Genomic DNA, 18,048 nt, shown 5'->3' on the forward strand with positions numbered 1-18,048 from the left:
TCGGTGCCGCAGCACAATGTCAGGGCTGTGGAACACCCCGTTGATTACCCTGAGTTCCCGCCCCATGCCTTTGCTTGATACGCCCTTTGCCCAACTCGACCTGATCCGCCAGCCCGAACAGCAGAACGAACCGCTGCAAGCCTTCGATGCCGCTGACGAGTACCTGCTTAACCATTTGGCGGCGCAGCAACCGGCGGCGGACACGCACGTGTTGGTGCTCAACGACAGCTTCGGTGCGTTGGCTGCCAGTTTGTCAGGCAAGGTCAGGGTCAGTAGCAGCGGTGACTCATTCCTCGGTTTCCAGGGGCTGGAAAAAAACCTGCTGCGCAATGGTCAGGCATTCGACACTGTTCGCGGGATCCCCGCGAGCGAGCCATTGGTCGGACCGTTTGATCGGGTGCTGATCCGCGTGCCGAAAACCCTTGCACTGCTGGAAGAACAACTGATCCGCTTGCAGGGGCAACTCGCGCCCGGCGCTGAAGTCGTCGCAGCGGCCATGGTCAAACACCTGCCACGCGCCGCCGGTGATCTGCTTGAACGCTACATTGGTCCGGTGCAAGCCTCACTGGCGGTGAAAAAGGCTCGCTTGTTGATCGCCACGCCTGAAGCAAAACCCCCGGCCGTCTCGCCCTACCCGTCACGCTATCGCCTCGACGAGCCACCGATCGAGTTGCTCAACCACGCCAACGTGTTCTGTCGCGAAGGCCTGGACATCGGCACGCGTGCGTTCCTGCCGCACCTACCGAAAAACCTGGGCAGCGCCCGAGTCGCCGATCTGGGCTGTGGCAACGGTGTACTGGCAATCGCGAGTGCCCTGCAAAACCCTGATGCGCATTACACGCTGGTCGACGAGTCGTTCATGGCGGTGCAATCGGCTACGGAAAACTGGCGTGCAGCGCTGGGCGATCGCGAAGTGATCGTGCGAGCCGGCGACGGTCTGGCCGGACAGGAAGCGCAGTCGCTGGATGTGGTGCTGTGCAATCCGCCGTTTCATCAGCAGCAGGTGGTGGGCGATTTCCTCGCCTGGCGCATGTTCCAGCAGGCGCGTGAAGCGTTGGTGGTGGGTGGCGCGCTGTACATCGTCGGCAACCGTCATCTGGGTTACCACAGCAAACTGGCGCGGCTGTTCCGCGGCGTCGAGCAAGTGGCCGCCACACCGAAATTCGTCATTCTTAAAGCGCGCAAGTAAACCTCAAGGCAAAAAAAACCCTCCGTGAGGAGGGTTGCAAAGCCGTACCCGAAGGCGCCGGGACGGGGATGATTCAGTGCGTGGTCAGGCCTGCCGCGTTCATGAACAGGCGCATCAGGCTGGCGGCGATAAACAGCACGCCGACGCTACCGACCCAGATCAAGGCCAACCAGCCGAGCCGCTGCCACAGCGGTTTTTTTTCGGCTTCTTCAATGTCGTGCAGGGAATGTTTGCCGGTCATTGTTTCGATCCTCATCAGTCAGATCGATGGCGCCGTTGCCGACGCCATCGCGAGCAGGCTCGCTGCCAAAGGGTTTCGCTTAGTGATAACCGTCCTCATGGGTGACCTTGCCGCGGAACACGTAGTAGCTCCAGAAGGTGTAACCCAGGATGAACGGAATGATGAACAGCGTACCCACCAGCATGAAGCCCTGACTTTGCGGCGGTGCGGCGGCGTCCCAGATCGAGATCGACGGCGGCACGATATTCGGCCACAGGCTGATGCCCAGACCGCTGTAGCCGAGGAAGATCAGTACCAGGGTCAGCAGGAACGGCATGTAGTTGGCATTGCGCGCCACGGCGCGGATCAGGCCGTACATTGTCACCAACACCAGAATCGGCACCGGCATGAACCAGAACAGGTTCGGCATGCTGAACCAGCGGGTGGCAATATCCGGATGAGCCAGCGGCGTCCAGATACTGACAATACCGATCACGGCCAGCAGCACGAAAGCCAATGGCCGTGCCAAGTCATGCATCTGTTCCTGGAGCTTGCCTTCGGTTTTCATGATCAGCCAGGTACAGCCGAGCAAGGCATAGGCCACCACCAGCGCGGCGCCGCAGAACATTGTGAACGGCGTCAGCCAGTCCAGTGAACCGCCGGCGAACTGCCGATTGACCACCGGCAAGCCGTCGATGAACGCGCCCAGCGCCACGCCCTGGAAGAACGTCGCCGCCACCGAGCCGCCGATAAACGCCTTGTCCCACAGATGGCGCTTGTCGTCCTTGGCCTTGAAACGGAACTCGAACGCCACACCACGGAAGATCAAACCGATCAACATAAAGATCAGCGGCAGGTACAGCGCCGACAACACTACCGAATAGGCCAGCGGGAACGCGCCGAACAACGCCGCGCCGCCCAGTACCAGCCAGGTTTCGTTGCCGTCCCAGACCGGGGCGACGGTGTTCATCATCACGTCACGGTCGACTTTGCCCGGGATGAACGGGAAAAGAATCCCGATACCCAGATCGAAGCCGTCCATGACCACGTACATCATGATGCCGAAGATGATGATCACGGCCCAGATCAGCGGAAGATCAATACCCATGGCTCAAATCTCCTTGGTCAGGCTGGGGGTGTCGTGATCGGCATCGGCCGAATCGTCGGCGGCGGACAAAGGACGCGCCGGCGTACGCTGCTTGCCTGGACCACCGTCCGGCGTCTCGGCGCCTTCGCTGATCTTCGGCCCCTTGCGCACCAGGCGCATCATGTAGCCGAGACCTGCGCCGAACAGGGCGAAATACACCACCACAAACATGATCAGGGTGATGCTCATCTGCATGAAGCTGTGGTTTGAAGACGCATCCGCCGTGCGCATCAGCCCGTAGACCACCCACGGCTGACGACCGATTTCCGTGGTGAACCAGCCCGCAAGAATCGCAATCAGGCCGGAAGGCCCCATCCACAAGGCCAGATACAGGAACGGCCGTGAGGTGTAGAGCGTGTCGCGCTTACGCAGCCACAGGCTCCACAGACCGGTGAAGATCATCAGGAAACCGAGGCCGACCATGATCCGGAACGACCAGAACACGATGGTCGAATTCGGCCGGTCTTCCGGCGGGAATTCCTTGAGCGCCGGGACCTGTTTGTCCAGCGAGTGAGTGAGGATCAGACTGCCGAGGTACGGGATCTCCACGGCGAATTTGGTTTTCTCTTCTTTCATGTCCGGCCAGCCGAACAGGATCAGCGGCGTCGCTTCGTCGCCTTTGTTTTCCCAGTGACCTTCGATCGCGGCGATTTTCGCCGGCTGATGTTCGAGGGTGTTGAGGCCATGGAAGTCGCCGATGACTGCCTGGATCGGCGCGACGATCAGCGCCATCCACATCGCCATCGACAGCATCGTGCGGATCGCCGGGTTGTCCTTGCCGCGCAGCAAGTGCCAGGCCGCCGAAGAGCCGACGAAGAACGCCGTGGCGACAAACGCAGCCGTGGCCATGTGCATCAGGCGATACGGGAACGATGGGTTGAAGATGATCGCCAGCCAATCGGTGGGGATTACCTGACCGTTGACGATCTCGAAGCCCTGCGGAGTTTGCATCCAGCTATTGGACGCGAGAATCCAGAACGTCGAAATCAGCGTGCCGATGGCCACCATGACCGTGGAAAAGAAGTGCAGCCCACGTCCGACCTTATTCCAGCCAAACAGCATCACCCCGAGGAAACCGGCCTCAAGGAAGAATGCCGTGAGCACTTCATAGGTCAGCAACGGCCCGGTGACGGCGCCGGCGAAGTCCGAGAAGCGACTCCAGTTGGTGCCGAACTGGTAGGCCATGACGAGCCCCGAGACCACGCCCATGCCGAAGTTGACGGCAAAGATCTTCGACCAGAAATGGTAGAGATCACGGTAGGTGTCATTACGGGTTTTTAGCCACAAGCCTTCGAGCACCGCGAGGTAACTCGCCAGGCCGATGGTGATGGCCGGGAACAGGATGTGGAACGAGATGGTGAACGCGAACTGAATTCGGGCGAGATCGAGTGCCTCTAAACCGAACATAAGTCTTCCTCTGTCAGGTAATACCGGCGTCCGGGCTTGTGGCCCCTGCGCCTACTGCCCCCACGGATATGGAGTGCGGCGAATTCTGATTCGTTCTTTTTAAACAACCATCGCAACGCAGGGAGTCTGGTCAACGCGCCACCAGAGCATCGCCCAGGAGGGTCTTGATCTGGATCAAGCAACGTTGAAAGAGTAGTCCCATTTCCGACGAAGAACTGCGTGGTCGTTTGCCGCGTGACAAGTTGCCTCATCGGCGCGGCGATGCTCTGCAATGGATTTCTTGCGGCGAGCTTGAGGAAATCGATGTCTGCCTAACTAAATTTTTTGTCATAGCAACTTCCTGTTACAGACTGGTGATAACCTCGCGATTCCCCTCGAGCCAGACCTGCCTTCAGATGCCCAGCCAAGCGCCCCTGCTGTTACGTCACCATCGTCCGTTTCTCGCTTTCTGGTTCGCGCGGATCTTCACCGCCAGCGGCTTTCAGATGCTCACTGTGGCAATTGGCTGGAACCTCTACCAATTGACCGGCAACGTCCTCGATCTGGGTCTGGTCGGCCTGGTCGAATTCGCCCCGCGTGTGCTGTTCATGTTGCACACCGGGCATGTCGCCGACCGCTATGACCGACGCAAAGTCGCGGCGATCTGTCAGTCGTTGCAGGCATTGATCGCCCTGGCGCTGGCCATCGGCAGCGCCACCGATCACGTCACCCGCGAGATGATCTTCATCCTCGCCTTCCTGCTCGGCGCGGCGCGTTCGTTCGAGATGCCGACCACCCAGGCACTGCTGCCGAGTATTGTGCCCAGCGCACTGTTCCCACGGGCGGTGGCAGCGGCACAATCGGCGCAACAGTCGGCAACCATCGTCGCCCCGGCGCTGGGCGGCTTGCTCTACGCGTTCGGCAGCGTCTGGGTGTATGGCCCGACCGTGCTGCTTTATGTCATTGCCTGCACCTTGATGCTCAACCTGCCCGCGCGGCAAACACCACTGAACAAAGGCAAAGCCACGCTGGATTCGTTGCTGGCGGGGATTCGCTTCATTCGCAGCCGCCCGGACATTCTCGGGGCGATTTCGCTGGATTTGTTTGCGGTACTCCTCGGCGGCGCCACGGCGTTGTTGCCGGTATTCGCCAAGGACATCCTGCTGACCGGGCCATGGGGCCTCGGCCTGCTACGTTCGGCACCGGCGGTCGGCGCACTGGGGATGTCGCTGTTCCTCGCCCGATTTGCCGTAGAACGCAACGTTGGCCGGATAATGTTCACGGCGGTCGGCGTATTCGGCGTTGCCACCATCGCCTTCGGCCTGTCGACCTCGTTCTGGTTCTCGCTGGCGGTGCTGGTGGTACTCGGCGCGGCGGACATGATCAGCATGGTCATCCGCGCCTCTTTCGTACAATTGGAAACCCCCGACGAAATGCGCGGCCGGGTCAGCGCGGTGAACGGGCTGTTTATCGGCGCTTCCAATCAGTTGGGCGAATTCGAATCCGGCGTCACCGCCCACTGGTTCGGCACCGTGCCGGCGGTGGTGATGGGCGGGATCGGTACGCTGGTGGTGACGGGGACATGGATCAAGTTGTTTCCGACGCTGGCTAACCGGGATCGCATGCATGTGCCGGTGGAGGAGGTGAAGGTCTGACAACCTCCAAAACACAAAATAACTGAAAAGGTGCGGTACATAGTTACCGCACCGAGTGTAATGTATCGCCTTACACTCCAGCCCATGATCAAATCCTTTCAGCACAAAGGCCTTCGAGGCTTCTATGAAACGGGTTCGACTCGCGGGATTCGTGCCGACCACGCAAAACGGCTGTCGCGCATGCTGCAGTTCATGGATCGCGCTACGATTCCCGCAGATCTAGACCTTCCGGGTTGGCGCCTGCATCGATTGAAAGTTGAACTGACGGAGTACTGGTCGCTGAGCGTTTCAGGCAACTGGCGAGTGATCTTTCGTTTTGTCGGTTCGGATATCGAACTGGTCGATTATCTGGATTACCACTGACAGGAGGCAGGCTCATGCCCATGCACAACCCGCCACACCCCGGCGAAACCCTGCTGATGGATGTTTTGCCCGAGCTTGGCATCAGCGTGACCGAATTGGCCCGACACTTGGGCTTCGCGCGCCCACATCTTTCCCGTGTACTACACGGACATGCGCCAATCAGCCCGGATCTGGCTGTGCGTCTTGAGCGTGCTGGCATTGGCAAGGCGCGTGTGTGGCTAGGCGTACAAACCGACTACGATCTGTGGCAAGCGGAGCATCGGGAGCAACCGGTTATCGAACTGATCGCTGTCCACGCCTGACACCTCCAGCCACTACAACTCCCCCGCCACTTTCACCCGCAAGGCCTTGCCGCCGAGTTGCTCGACCAGCGTCAAGGCAAACTCCAGCGCAGCGCTGGAACCTTGCGCGGTGATGCAATTGCCGTCGACCACCACCGGTTGATCAACAAACGTACAGCCCGAGAGTTGATGGCTGGCGCTGGGCAAACAGGTCATGCGTCGTTGACGCAGCACTCCAAAGGTTTGCAGGGCGACGGCCGGGGATTCGGCGATGGCGGCGAACAGGCGTCCGGCGCTGGCTTGATCCTTGAGCAGTTGTTGCAGCGGTTGATGTGCGGCCAGATGTTGTGAACCGACAACACCGCCGGGCAGTACGATCAGGTCGAAGGTTTGCGCCAGCACATCGACCAGCATGCCGTCGGCGGTCAGGCGTGTACCACGCGCGCAGGTCAGCATGCGTCGTCCTTCAATACTGGCGGCGACCACTTCGATGCCGGCGCGGCGCAGCACGTCGATCAGGGTCACGCTTTGCAGATCATCGATGCCCTCGGCGAGGGTAATCAGGGCTCTAAAGGTCATGGGCGCTATCCGCTGGGTGATACTTTAAGCGTAGTCAGCTTCACCCGGATCGCGCTGCAACAGCCGTTACTTGATGTAAAGCTGGGTCGACATCGTATTGCGTGGCGCGTTGATCGAGGTGTTGCTGAAGGTGAAGGTACCTTCCTGTTTGCCCGCCAGATCGAAGGTATAAAGAGAACCAACGGTGCTACGGCCCGGACTGCACTCGGTCAGGTTGCCATTATCAAAGGCACATACCGGCGCTCGGGTGCCGTTCACTTCGAAACCATCCAGCGTGGCATGCGGCTGGCTCTGGCCGTATCCGACTTCCAGTACATAGACTTTGATGCTCGGCCCGTTGTGATTGCATTGGGTCTGTGTCTGCCCATCACCAATGTCTTCCAGGCCACAGGCCGGCGATTGCACCTTGATCACTTTCACTTGGGTCAACGGCTCCGCCGAGGCCGCCAACGCTAACGGCGTCACGGCCATCAGTGCTGCAATCAAACCCGAACCCTTCATCCAGCACCTGCTCATGCGCTTCCCGTCCCGAAAAAATCAGCGCGCAGTATGGCGCAGTTGGCTTCAAGGCAAAACTTCGCCGACGATCGACACCAACAACCGCCATATTCCTCACGCTGCTGGTATGATGCGCGGCTTTTTCCGGCCCACCACAATTTTCCAGGCGCTTGCGATGGTCTGTGCTTTGCTGTTGAGGTCGATACATTCACGGCGCCACGCGCGCCACGGGGAGCAGACATGCTGGAAAGGCTGTTTCAACTCAAGGCACACAACACCAACGTGCGCACCGAGATTCTGGCGGGCATCACGACTTTCTTGGCCATGGCCTACATTCTGTTCGTCAATCCGAGCATTCTCGGCGAGACCGGCATGGACAAGGGTGCGGTGTTTGTCGCCACCTGTCTGGCGGCTGCGATCGGTTCGACGATCATGGGCCTGATCGCCAACTACCCGATCGCCCTTGCGCCGGGCATGGGTCTGAACGCCTTCTTCACCTACACCGTCGTCCTGCACATGGGCCACACCTGGCAAGTGGCGCTGGGTGCGGTGTTCATCTCGGCCGTGTGCTTCTTCCTGTTGTCGATCTTCCGTATCCGTGAATGGATCATCAACAGCATCCCGCTGCCACTGCGCTCGGCGATTGCTGCCGGTATCGGCCTGTTCCTGGCACTGATCGCCCTGCACAACGCTGGCATCGTGGTCAGCAACCCGGCGACCATGGTCGGCCTCGGTGACTTGAAAGCCCCGGCACCGATCCTCGCCACCCTCGGCTTTGCCCTGATCGTTGCCCTCGAAGCGCTGAAAGTGCGCGGTGCAGTACTGATCGGCATTCTGGCAGTGACCATCATTTCCATCGCCATGGGCGTCACCCCGTTCAACGGCGTGACCTCGATGCCACCTTCGCTGGCGCCGACCTTCATGCAACTGGACATCAAAGGCGCACTGGACATCGGTCTGGTCAGCGTGATTTTCGCGTTCCTGTTCGTCGACCTCTTCGACAACTCCGGCACCCTGATCGGCGTCGCCAAGCGCGCCGGCCTGATGGGCAAGGACGGCCACATGCCGAAAATGGGCCGCGCACTGATCGCCGACAGCACCGCGGCCATGGCCGGTTCGTTGCTGGGTACGTCGACCACCACCAGTTACATCGAATCTGCTGCCGGCGTGAGTGCGGGCGGGCGTACCGGTCTCACCGCCATCGTCGTGGCGATTCTGTTCCTGCTGGCACTGTTCTTCTCGCCACTGGCGGCCAGCGTTCCGGCCTTCGCCACCGCGCCGGCACTGCTGTTCGTCGCCGTATTGATGACTTCCGGTCTGGCGGAAATAGACTGGGACGACATCACCGTCGCCGCGCCGGTCGTGGTGACAGCGCTAGCCATGCCGTTCACTTACTCGATCGCCAACGGCATCGCGTTCGGCTTCATCGCCTGGACCGTGATCAAGTTGCTGTCGGGCCGCGCTCGTGAGCTGAACCCGGCGCTGGTGATTCTGTCGATTCTGTTTGTGATCAAGTTGGGTTGGTTCAACGCATGACATTCGATTCCCAGGCTTACGCCGAGCAACTTGAAGCCAAGGTCACGCGTTTGCGTGATCTGCTGGCGCCGTTCGATGCCCCCGAGCCGACCGTGTTCGACTCGCCGCTGCAGAACTTCCGTCTGCGCGCCGAATTCCGCCTGTGGCGCGAGGGCGGCGAGCGGCATTACGCGATGTTCTCGCAGGACGACAAACGCACGCCGATCCTGATCGAAGCGTTCCCGATTGCCAGCCTGCGCATCAACCAGTTGATGCCGCAATTAAAGGCTGCCTGGCAGGCCAGTTCGGCGCTGAGCCACAAGCTGTTTCAAGTGGAGTTTCTGACCACACTGTCTGGCGATGCGATGATCACCCTGTGCTATCACCGCCCGCTGGACGAACACTGGCATACAGCGGCGACGAAGTTGGCGGCGGATCTCGGCGTCAGCATTATTGGTCGCTCGAAGGGTAAACGCGAAGTGCTTGGCCTCGATTACGTGGTCGAGAAACTCGACGTCGGCGGTCGCACCTTCAGCTATCGCCAGCCGGAAGGCGCGTTCACCCAGCCGAACGGCACGGTGAACCAGAAGATGCTCAACTGGGCGTACGAAGCACTCGGTGACCGCACTGACGACTTGCTGGAGCTGTATTGCGGTAACGGTAACTTCACCCTGCCGCTCGCGACTCGCGTGCGCAAAGTGCTGGCTACCGAAATCAGCAAAACCTCGGTCAACGCGGCATTGAGCAACCTCAGCGAAAACGCTGTGGATAACGTCACTCTGGTGCGTTTGTCTGCCGAAGAACTGACCGAAGCGCTCAACGAAGTGCGCCCGTTCCGTCGCCTGCAAGGCATCGACCTGAAGAGCTACGAGTTCGGCAGCGTCTTCGTCGACCCGCCGCGCGCCGGCATGGACCCGGACACCTGCGAGCTGACCCGCCGCTTCGACAACATCCTGTACATCTCCTGCAACCCGGAAACCCTGGCGGCCAACATCGCCCAGTTGCACGACACGCACCGTATTACCCAGTGCGCGTTGTTTGACCAGTTCCCGTGGACGCATCACATGGAATCGGGTGTGTTGCTGACCCGGCGTTGATTACGGGACAGCAGATACGAAAAAGCCGTCGTGATTGACGGCTTTTTTGTGGGCGCTCACTAAGCGGGATCGACCTTACGCGGACGCCCGCCCTTTTTGCCATTCGCCCGCGCGGCTGCAGACTTTGCCGCGCTGCTCTGACGGCCGTTGCGCGAAGCAACGGCAGAAGCGGCCATGGCCAATAGTGATGGGCTCGCCGAAATCATCCCAGAAATGGAAACGTCGAGGTCTTTACCCTCGTGACAAAGCGCAGTGCCCGCGAAGCCGACTGTCAGGCTTTCATAGTCCGCTGCGTTGAATCCGTCGAACTCTGGATAACGATCCACCGGTAGCAACACACCGCTGCCGTCTTCAAAACGGATGATCAGGGATGGTTTCTCAAAGGTTACGGAGACAGCCTGCAAGCTATTCGTCCGGCGTGCTTGCCCTTGCTCGATGGCGACGTCGATCATCTCCTCCGTGAGGGGACGACGTGCGGATGGCTTGGCTTTGATGACCTTCATAAATCGATTTCCACTCCTTCCAATGCGTCTATCAATGTCAGAAGAGTTTTGCCCTCGTCTGGCAGATAACGCGCCGATCCCACTCTGTATGTCGTGTCAGTGACGAGTTTCATCCCCAACACTTCGTTTGAATGGCTGTCCCACAATTGATTGTCGAGACAGACAGTTTGCAATTTCGACCACCAGATCCCGCGTGCTCGTCGCAGATGAGCAGGCTGCTCAAGGGATCGACACAAGCCTTCCACCACGGCCAAGGGTGGTCGACGAGAAAGCGGCACGACGTCCCAAAGCTCAATATCGTTGTGCCAGAAACTGAACTGTAATCGGGCACTCCAACTGCCCGCATTCACGTGAACGTGTGGTGGGCAATGTTCATCTCGCAGCATGATGACAATCGACAATCCTTTGTAGCTGCACACCTTCATGCTAACCCATCCGTTAGGTTAAAAAGTTTCAGGATTTGAGATTCCTTTCAAATCCGACGACTGGTGATCAAGCACATGACGTTTCACCGCTTTTGAGGCTAGCGTCGGAACGGGTCATGAGTCGGTCAATCTCCGGTAAAAAACGTAAGCAAAGCTGTCGTCATATCTCGATCAATATTGCTTCTGTGCGATCACCGAACATAAAACGCCACGTCCATTTTTGTTCAATTGACCATGGTAACCATCTAGTACATTTTATCTCCACAGGCTGAAATCCTCGGCCAAAGCCAAAAACAATAAGTGGAGTTACCCCTCATGCCCCCTATCGTTCTGGTGCTCAATGGCCCGAACCTGAACCTGCTCGGCACTCGTGAGCCGGCGACTTACGGTCACGAAACCCTTGCGGACATCTCGGCTCTGTGCGGTCGCGCTGCCGAAGAATTCGGCCTGGCCGTGGAGTTTCGCCAGACCAATCACGAAGGCGAACTGCTCGACTGGATTCACGCTGCCCGTGGCCGTTGCGCCGGGATCGTGATCAATCCGGCCGCGTGGACGCACACTTCGGTGGCGATTCGCGATGCGCTGGTGGCCAGTGAATTACCGGTGATCGAAGTGCACCTGTCCAACGTCCACGCCCGCGAGCCGTTCCGTCATCACTCGTTTGTCTCGGCGATTGCCACAGCGGTAATGGCCGGTTTTGGCAGTCACGGCTATCGACTGGCACTGGAACATTTCAGCCAGCGGCTGAAGGGGTAACTCGCATGTCTCGCTCTAACGTGATACTCGCCGGGCTGATCGGCGCCGGCATTCAGGCCTCGCGCACACCCGCGCTGCATGAGCACGAAGGTGATGCCCAAGGCCTGCGTTATCTGTACCGACTGATCGATCTCGATCAACTGAAAATGGACAGCACCGCCCTGCCCGACCTGCTGCTGGCGGCCGAGCGGATGAACTACACCGGATTGAACATCACCTTCCCGTGCAAGCAGGCGATCATCCCGCTGCTCGATGAGTTGTCGCCGGAAGCCGAAGGCATCGGCGCGGTGAACACGGTGGTACTGAAGGACGGCAAGCGTGTTGGCCATAACACCGACTGTCTCGGTTTCGCTGAGGGCTTTCGCCGGGGGCTGAAGGACGCTGCCCGCGAGCGCGTAGTCCAGATGGGCGCCGGTGGCGCAGGCGCAGCAGTGGCCCACGCATTGTTGAGCGAAGGCGTACGGCAACTGAGCATTTTCGATGTCGACCGTGAGCGCGCCGAGAGTCTGGCGAACAATCTCAATCAGCATTTCGGCTCGGGTCGCGCCGTGGCCGGGCAAGATCTACCGAGTACGCTGAATCAGGCCGACGGGCTGGTGAATACCACGCCAATGGGCATGGCCAAACTGCCGGGCATGCCGGTGCCGGTCGAGTTGCTGCGCAAGGAATTGTGGGTGGCGGAGATTGTGTATTTCCCGCTGGAAACCGAACTGCTGCGCAACGCCCGCGCGCTGGGTTGCCGGACGCTGGATGGGGGCAACATGGCGGTGTTTCAGGCGGTGAAGGCGTTTGAATTGTTTAGCGGCGTGGTGCCGGATGCGCAGCGGATGCTCGCGCATTTTCAAAGCATGAATGGCTGAATTCTTTCCCCCTGTGGGAGCGAGCCTGCTCGCGAAGGCGTACGGCCAGCCAATACATCTGTTGACTGACACACCGCTTTCGCGAGCAGGCTCGCTCCCACAGGGGAATGTGTCAGGCCTGCAGGTAACGCAACACCGATTCGCAAATCATCTCGCGATGCCGCTGCTTGATGCTTTCATCCGGCAGATCGATCTGAAAGATCTCGCCAAACGTGTGCCGGTTCGACACGCGATAGAAGCAGAAAGAACTGATCAGCAAATGCACATCCAGCGCATCCAGCCCCACACGGAAAACACCTTCAGCAGCACCACGACGCAGAATCTCGCCGAGTGAATCGAGGATGGTGTTGTTCATCGCCTTGATCGCATCGGAACGCTTCACGTATTCGGCGTTATGGATGTTTTCGATGCTGACGATGCGCACGAAATCGACGTTGCGGTCGTGGTGATCGAAGGTGAATTCCACCAGACGCCGAATCGCCTCTACCGGCGCCAGCTCGGCCAGGTGCAGACGGTTTTCGGTGCTGCGGATGTCACCGTAAAGCTTTTCCAGCACCTCGACGTACAACTGCTCCTTACTGCCGAAGTAGTAATAGATCATGCGTTTGGAGGTGTGGATTCGCTCGGCGATCGCATCGACGCGAGCACCGGACAAGCCTTGCTGGACGAACTCGACGATCGCCTCCTGCAAGATGTTCTCGCGGGTCTTTTCCGGGTTGTTCTTGCGACTCTTGCGCGGCTCTACAGTGGAAACTTCAGGAGCTGCGGAAAGTTCTGTATTCATCGTCATTGCGGGCTCACGGCCATCACTGCACAGGCGGCGATTATGGGCTGCGCAGCACAGTGAAGGAAGCCGCGCGGCCCGTGTTTAATCCCGCGTTTACGAATTTCCTACAACTTCGCCTGGCGCACGGCGCCACTGCGTGATTTGGCCATTGCCGCCAGACGCACCGCGACGTTCGCCGCGCCATACCCGGCATAGCCGTTCTTACGCTGGATGATCTCGAAGAAGAAGCGCCCTTCAAACGGTTCGGTGTAGACGTGGAACAGCTCACCGCCCTGCGCATCACGGTCGTACAGAACGTTGTAATACGCCAGTTCACTGAGAAACTCGTCGTCAAAATCGAAGCGCGCGGCAAGGTCGTCGTAATAGTTGAGCGGAATATCCAGCAGCGGCACGCCGGCTTCTTTGGCGCGACTGACTTCGGCGAAGATGTCGTCACAATCGAAGGCGATGTGGTGCACACCGGAGCCGCGATAACTTGACAGCGCGTGGGAGATAGCGGTGTTGCGGTTCTCGGAGATGTTCAGCGGCAAGCGGATCGAACTGTCGCGGCTACGCAAGGCGCGGCTCTTCACCAGACCATACGGATCAGGCAGCACCACTTCATCGTCCGCCTCGAAATCCAGCAGGCTCTTGTAGAACAGCACCCAACTGTCGAGGCTGTCGGCCGGCAGCGCCATGGCCATGTGATCGATACGCTTGAGACCGCCGCGTGCCGGCGCATCTGCCAGCAGATTGAAATCGGTGCCGTAGACATCGGCCTGTTCATCCACCAGATAAATCAGGCTGCCGTCCGGCGCACGCACCGCTGCCAGCTCCAGTTCATTGGGGCCGACCAGTCCACGATAGGGCTGACCTTTGTAAGCGACGGCGCGGGCCAAGGCACTGGCGCTGTCCTTGACCCGCACGGCGGTGGCGCACAGCGACGGGCCGTGAGCCTCGAAAAAGCTGTGAGCAAACGAGTAAGGCTCGGAGTTGAGGATCAGGTTGATGTCGCCCTGACGCAGCAGGCTCACACTCTTGGAACGATGCTGCCCGGCCTTGACGAAACCGAGGCGCTCCAGCCAGTTCGACAGTTTGGCGCCGAGGCTTTCGTCTACGGCAAACTCAAGAAACTCGATGCCGTTGTACTCGCTGGCCTTCGGTGTTTCGAAAAGGATTTCGCGATTGGCGACAGGCGTCGCTTCCTGCTCGAGACGCTGGCGGGTCTTCTCTTCCAGATACAGCAGTGAACGTAAACCATCGGCGGCATTGGCCCGTGGCGGCGCGGCGCGGAAGCCATCGTTGAAAATTTCCAGCGACAGCGGCCCGGCGTAACCGCTCTGGATGATCGGCGCGAGGAAACCCGGCAGATCGAATTCGCCCTGTCCCGGGAAGCAGCGGAAATGCCGGCTCCACTCCAACACGTCCATCTGCAGGATTGGTGCATCAGCCATTTGCACGAAGAAGATCTTCTCGCCTGGAATGTCGGCGATAGCGCTTGGATCGCCCTTCAACGACAAGGTGTGAAAGCTGTCGAGCAATACGCCGAGGCTCGGGTGATCGGCTTGGCGCACGATGTCCCAGACCTGTTGATAAGTGTTGACGTGACGGCCCCAGGCCAGTGCTTCGTAACCGATACGCAAGCCGCGCGCACCGGCATGCTCGGCCAACAGGCGCAGATCATCGACTAGAATTTGCTGATCGCCGACGCTGTCGGCCGAGGCGTTACTGCAGACCAGCACCAGATCGGTGCCCAGTTCCTGCATCAGGTCGAACTTGCGCTCGGCCCGCTCGAGATTGCGCGCGAGGCGATCGCGGCGGCAGCCTTCGAAATCGCGGAACGGCTGAAACAGAGTGATGGCGATGCCGAGGTCGGCGCACATCTGTTTAATTTCTCGCGGACTGCCGTCGTAGTACAGGAGGTCGTTTTCAAAAATCTCCACCCCGTCGAACCCGGCGGCGGCAATGGCTTCGAGTTTTTCCGGCAGGGTGCCGCTCAAGGAAACGGTGGCAATGGAACGCTGCATGTTTCAACTCCCGGACTGCGCCGCTTTATCTTTACTGTAGGAGCTGCCGAAGGCTGCGATCGTTTGATCTTTATTCGTGAAAACAGAATCAAAAGATTGCAGCCTTCGGCAGCTCCTACATGGGATGGTTTTTATAGTAGGGAAATTATTGGCTGCATCGATCGCGGCAGCAATTTAAAGTGTACTACCCGGTTAGTTTTGCGTGCGATTATCGAACACAATGGCGGTTTGGCGAATTGACGATTTTTCGTCCACTGCCCAACATCGACTGCACATTGAGTCCGGATCTGAACCACCGGTCGCAGCGTGCAAGTAAAAAGCACACCAAATAACAAATCCAAAAACGGGTGGAACACATGATTCCTTCACAGACTTCCCGCATGGCTCCGGCCATGAGCACTGCCACGGGTGGCATCGGCGACAAGATCCGCGGCGCCATGGCTGTCGGCAAGACCCGTTGGGGCATGCTGGCGCTGGTGTTTTTCGCCACTACCCTGAACTACATCGACCGCGCCGCCCTCGGCGTCATGCAGCCCATCCTCGCCAAGGAAATGAGCTGGACGGCGATGGATTACGCCAACATCAACTTCTGGTTTCAGGTCGGCTACGCGATCGGTTTCGTCCTGCAAGGTCGCTTGATCGACCGGGTCGGCGTCAAGCGCGTGTTCTTCTGCGCCGTGCTGCTGTGGAGCCTGGCCACCGGTGCCCACGGTCTGGCAACGTCAGCCGTTGGCTTTATGGTCTGCCGGTTTATCCTCGGTCTGACTGAAGCGGCGAACTACCCGGCCTGCGTGAAAACCACGCGCCTGTGGTTCCCGGCCGGCGAACGTGCGGTTGCCACCGGCATCTTCAACGCCGGCACCAACGTCGGTGCGATGTTCACGCCGATGCTGCTGCCTCTGGTGCTGCACGTCTGGGGCTGGCAAGCGGCGTTCCTGTGCATGGCGGCGCTGGGCGGGATCTGGCTGTTGTTCTGGGGCTTGAAATACTTCAACCCGGAAGATCACCCGAGCGTGAAACAGTCCGAGCTGGACTACATCCAGCAGGAAGTCGAACCGGAACAGGCCCGCGTGCCGTTCTCGAAAATCCTGCGGATGCGCGGCACCTGGGCCTTCGCCCTCGCCTACTCGCTGACCGCACCGGTGTTCTGGTTCTATCTGTACTGGCTGCCACCGTTCCTCAATCAGCAATACAACCTGGGCATCAACGTGACCCAAATGGGTATTCCGCTGATCATCATTTACGTCACGGCTGACTTCGGCAGCGTCGGTGGCGGCATTCTGTCTTCGTTCCTGATCGGTCGCGGGATGAACTCGATCAAGGCGCGGCTGCTGTCGATGTTCCTGTTTGCTTGCTGCATCATCGGCGTGATCATGGCCGCCGGCTCAGCCAACCTGTGGGTGGCGGTGGCCGCGATTTCTCTGGCAATCGGTGCGCACCAGGCGTGGACAGCAAACATCTGGAGCCTGGTAATGGACTACACGCCCAAGCACATGATGAGCACAGTGTTCGGTTTCGGTGGTATGTGCGCAGCGATCGGCGGGATGTTCATGACCCAGATCGTCGGCCACATCCTCACCGTGACCAACAACAACTACACCGTGTTGTTCACCCTGATTCCGGCGATGTACTTCATTGCGCTGACGTGGATGTACTTCATGGCACCGCGCAAGATTCCTACCGTCACCGAGTAATCTGCCTACACCCGGCTTCCTTGTAGGAGCTGCGGCACGCTGCGATCTTTTGATCTTGATGTTGAAGATCAAAAGATCGCAGCCTCGTTTCACTCGTCAGCTCCTACACAGGGGTTTGCGTATCCCTCAACGGCGGCTCTGCTGCCACGCTGCCGCCAGTCCGCTGCAACAGATCACCGCGATGCCAATGATCGTCAGCAGACTCGGCGTGTGATTGAACAGCAGCCAGCCCAACAACCCGGCAAACACAATCTGGCAATAACCGAACGGCGCCAGCAGTGCTGGAGCGGCATGGCGGAACGCCTGGGTCAGAAACAAATGCGCGGTCATCCCGCAACTGCCCAGCGCCAGCATCAACCCGGCATGGGTCAACGTCGGCACCTGCCAGAAGAACGGCACTAGTGCACTCATCACCAGCGTGTTGCATAACCCGGCAAAGAAGTTGCTGGTGGTCGGGCTGTCCACCTCGGCGAGCTTGCGGGTCAGCAGTTGATAAAAGCAGAAAAACAGCGCCGAGCAGAACGGCAGCAACACCGCCGGAGTAAACAACTCACCGCCGGGGTGGACGATGATCAGCACGCCGATAAAGCCGCAGATCACCGCGATCCATTGACCTCGGGTCACTCGCTCCTTGAGCAGCGGCACCGACAATGCGGTCACCAATACTGGCGCAAGAAAGTTGACCGCCGTGGCTTCCGCCAATGGGATGTACAACAACGCGGTGGTGAAGAACAGGCTGGTGCCGAGCAGGCACAGTGCCCGAACCAATTGCCATAGCGGCTTCTTGGTGCGCAGCACACGCAACCCGGATTGCGGCAGAAAAATCCCTGCCATCAGCAGTGTGTGCACCAGATAGCGCGCCCAGACCACCATCACGATCGGATAAAAACCGGACAGGTATTTCGACAATGCGTCGTGACTGGAGAACAGGAAGGTTGCCACGACAATCAGCAAGATCCCCTTGAAGGGTTGGTTGACACCGGAGAGCGGGGTGCTGACAGTCATTGGTTATCCCTGTTTGAACAACAATACGGTGGCGAAGGAGATCGCGCGGCGGTCGCCGATTGGGGACGGCTACGCAGTCCAC

At 59.2% G+C, this 18,048-nt stretch carries 19 protein-coding genes; 9 read left to right on the forward strand and 10 right to left on the reverse strand.

Annotated features, from left to right (window positions below):
- Positions 1–64: 64 nt before the first annotated feature.
- Positions 65–1,189, forward strand: coding sequence for a methyltransferase (locus ACOYXH_RS21385; RefSeq protein ID WP_095125465.1), 1,125 nt, complete (start codon positions 65–67; stop codon positions 1,187–1,189).
- Positions 1,190–1,262: 73 nt separating this feature from the next.
- On the opposite strand, the gene ACOYXH_RS21390 is transcribed toward ACOYXH_RS21385, so the two are convergent.
- The 3 genes from ACOYXH_RS21390 to ACOYXH_RS21400 all read right to left on the reverse strand — a co-directional run bounded on the left by ACOYXH_RS21390 (position 1,263) and on the right by ACOYXH_RS21400 (position 3,963).
- Positions 1,263–1,430, reverse strand: a complete 168-nt coding sequence (locus ACOYXH_RS21390) for a DUF2474 domain-containing protein (RefSeq protein WP_095048725.1) — start codon at positions 1,428–1,430, stop codon at positions 1,263–1,265.
- Positions 1,431–1,509: 79 nt separating this feature from the next.
- Entirely contained in the window at positions 1,510–2,517 is a 1,008-nt protein-coding gene (gene cydB, locus ACOYXH_RS21395) for a cytochrome d ubiquinol oxidase subunit II (RefSeq protein WP_007909749.1), read from the reverse strand.
- 3 nt (positions 2,518–2,520) lie between these two features.
- The gene (locus tag ACOYXH_RS21400) at positions 2,521–3,963 is read right to left on the reverse strand and encodes a cytochrome ubiquinol oxidase subunit I (RefSeq protein ID WP_095048726.1); all 1,443 of its coding nucleotides are present in this window, start codon (positions 3,961–3,963) and stop codon (positions 2,521–2,523) included.
- 395 nt (positions 3,964–4,358) lie between these two features.
- Between ACOYXH_RS21400 and ACOYXH_RS21405 the strand changes: the two genes are divergently transcribed.
- The 3 genes from ACOYXH_RS21405 to ACOYXH_RS21415 all read left to right on the forward strand — a co-directional run bounded on the left by ACOYXH_RS21405 (position 4,359) and on the right by ACOYXH_RS21415 (position 6,262).
- Positions 4,359–5,597, forward strand: coding sequence for an MFS transporter (locus ACOYXH_RS21405; protein ID WP_095125466.1), 1,239 nt, complete (start codon positions 4,359–4,361; stop codon positions 5,595–5,597).
- An 84-nt stretch (positions 5,598–5,681) separates the two neighbouring features.
- Positions 5,682–5,960: a type II toxin-antitoxin system RelE/ParE family toxin gene (locus tag ACOYXH_RS21410; RefSeq protein WP_320413520.1), complete on the forward strand. Its 279-nt coding sequence runs from the start codon at positions 5,682–5,684 to the stop codon at positions 5,958–5,960.
- 14 nt (positions 5,961–5,974) lie between these two features.
- Entirely contained in the window at positions 5,975–6,262 is a 288-nt protein-coding gene (locus ACOYXH_RS21415) for a HigA family addiction module antitoxin (RefSeq protein WP_095048728.1), read from the forward strand.
- A 12-nt stretch (positions 6,263–6,274) separates the two neighbouring features.
- On the opposite strand, the gene ACOYXH_RS21420 is transcribed toward ACOYXH_RS21415, so the two are convergent.
- Positions 6,275–6,820, reverse strand: coding sequence for a DJ-1 family glyoxalase III (locus tag ACOYXH_RS21420; RefSeq protein ID WP_095048729.1), 546 nt, complete (start codon positions 6,818–6,820; stop codon positions 6,275–6,277).
- Between the two features lie 66 nt (positions 6,821–6,886).
- Positions 6,887–7,336, reverse strand: coding sequence for a DUF4879 domain-containing protein (locus ACOYXH_RS21425; RefSeq protein ID WP_095048730.1), 450 nt, complete (start codon positions 7,334–7,336; stop codon positions 6,887–6,889).
- Between the two features lie 222 nt (positions 7,337–7,558).
- Between ACOYXH_RS21425 and ACOYXH_RS21430 the strand changes: the two genes are divergently transcribed.
- Together ACOYXH_RS21430 and trmA are read left to right on the forward strand one after the other, a co-directional pair.
- Positions 7,559–8,854, forward strand: a complete 1,296-nt coding sequence (locus ACOYXH_RS21430) for an NCS2 family permease (protein WP_095048731.1) — start codon at positions 7,559–7,561, stop codon at positions 8,852–8,854.
- A complete protein-coding gene (gene trmA / locus ACOYXH_RS21435; protein WP_095048732.1) occupies positions 8,851–9,930 on the forward strand; it encodes a tRNA (uridine(54)-C5)-methyltransferase TrmA in 1,080 nt (359 codons plus the stop codon). The genes ACOYXH_RS21430 and trmA overlap by 4 nt, the downstream gene beginning before the upstream one ends.
- Before the next feature lie 59 nt (positions 9,931–9,989).
- Here the strand turns inward: trmA and ACOYXH_RS21440 are convergent, their stop codons facing one another.
- Both ACOYXH_RS21440 and ACOYXH_RS21445 read right to left on the reverse strand, forming a co-directional pair.
- Positions 9,990–10,433 (reverse strand): DUF2442 domain-containing protein, encoded by a 444-nt coding sequence (locus tag ACOYXH_RS21440; protein WP_095125470.1) that lies wholly within the window; start codon positions 10,431–10,433, stop codon positions 9,990–9,992.
- Positions 10,430–10,858, reverse strand: a complete 429-nt coding sequence (locus ACOYXH_RS21445) for a DUF4160 domain-containing protein (RefSeq protein ID WP_095125471.1) — start codon at positions 10,856–10,858, stop codon at positions 10,430–10,432. The genes ACOYXH_RS21440 and ACOYXH_RS21445 overlap by 4 nt, the downstream gene beginning before the upstream one ends.
- A gap of 315 nt (positions 10,859–11,173) precedes the next feature.
- Between ACOYXH_RS21445 and aroQ the strand changes: the two genes are divergently transcribed.
- The gene (gene aroQ, locus ACOYXH_RS21450) at positions 11,174–11,614 is read left to right on the forward strand and encodes a type II 3-dehydroquinate dehydratase (protein WP_008084592.1); all 441 of its coding nucleotides are present in this window, start codon (positions 11,174–11,176) and stop codon (positions 11,612–11,614) included.
- Between the two features lie 5 nt (positions 11,615–11,619).
- Complete coding sequence (locus ACOYXH_RS21455; RefSeq protein ID WP_095048735.1) at positions 11,620–12,474, forward strand: shikimate dehydrogenase; 855 nt, start codon at positions 11,620–11,622, stop codon at positions 12,472–12,474.
- A 112-nt stretch (positions 12,475–12,586) separates the two neighbouring features.
- On the opposite strand, the gene ACOYXH_RS21460 is transcribed toward ACOYXH_RS21455, so the two are convergent.
- Both ACOYXH_RS21460 and quiC read right to left on the reverse strand, forming a co-directional pair.
- A complete protein-coding gene (locus tag ACOYXH_RS21460) occupies positions 12,587–13,264 on the reverse strand; it encodes a TetR family transcriptional regulator (RefSeq protein ID WP_095048736.1) in 678 nt (225 codons plus the stop codon).
- 101 nt (positions 13,265–13,365) lie between these two features.
- The gene (gene quiC, locus ACOYXH_RS21465; protein ID WP_460409934.1) at positions 13,366–15,267 is read right to left on the reverse strand and encodes a 3-dehydroshikimate dehydratase QuiC; all 1,902 of its coding nucleotides are present in this window, start codon (positions 15,265–15,267) and stop codon (positions 13,366–13,368) included.
- Positions 15,268–15,623: 356 nt separating this feature from the next.
- On the opposite strand from quiC, the gene ACOYXH_RS21470 reads away from it, so the two are divergent.
- Positions 15,624–16,961 carry an MFS transporter gene (locus ACOYXH_RS21470; RefSeq protein WP_095125472.1) on the forward strand — a complete coding sequence of 446 codons (1,338 nt, stop codon included), beginning with the start codon at positions 15,624–15,626 and terminating at the stop codon, positions 16,959–16,961.
- A 126-nt stretch (positions 16,962–17,087) separates the two neighbouring features.
- Here ACOYXH_RS21470 and ACOYXH_RS21475 read toward each other — a convergent pair whose 3' ends face one another.
- On the reverse strand, positions 17,088–17,966 hold the full coding sequence (locus ACOYXH_RS21475; protein WP_034153813.1) for a DMT family transporter: 879 nt from the start codon (positions 17,964–17,966) through the stop codon (positions 17,088–17,090).
- Positions 17,967–18,048 lie beyond the last annotated feature (82 nt).

This window comes from Pseudomonas sp. Mb7 (assembly GCF_054790525.1).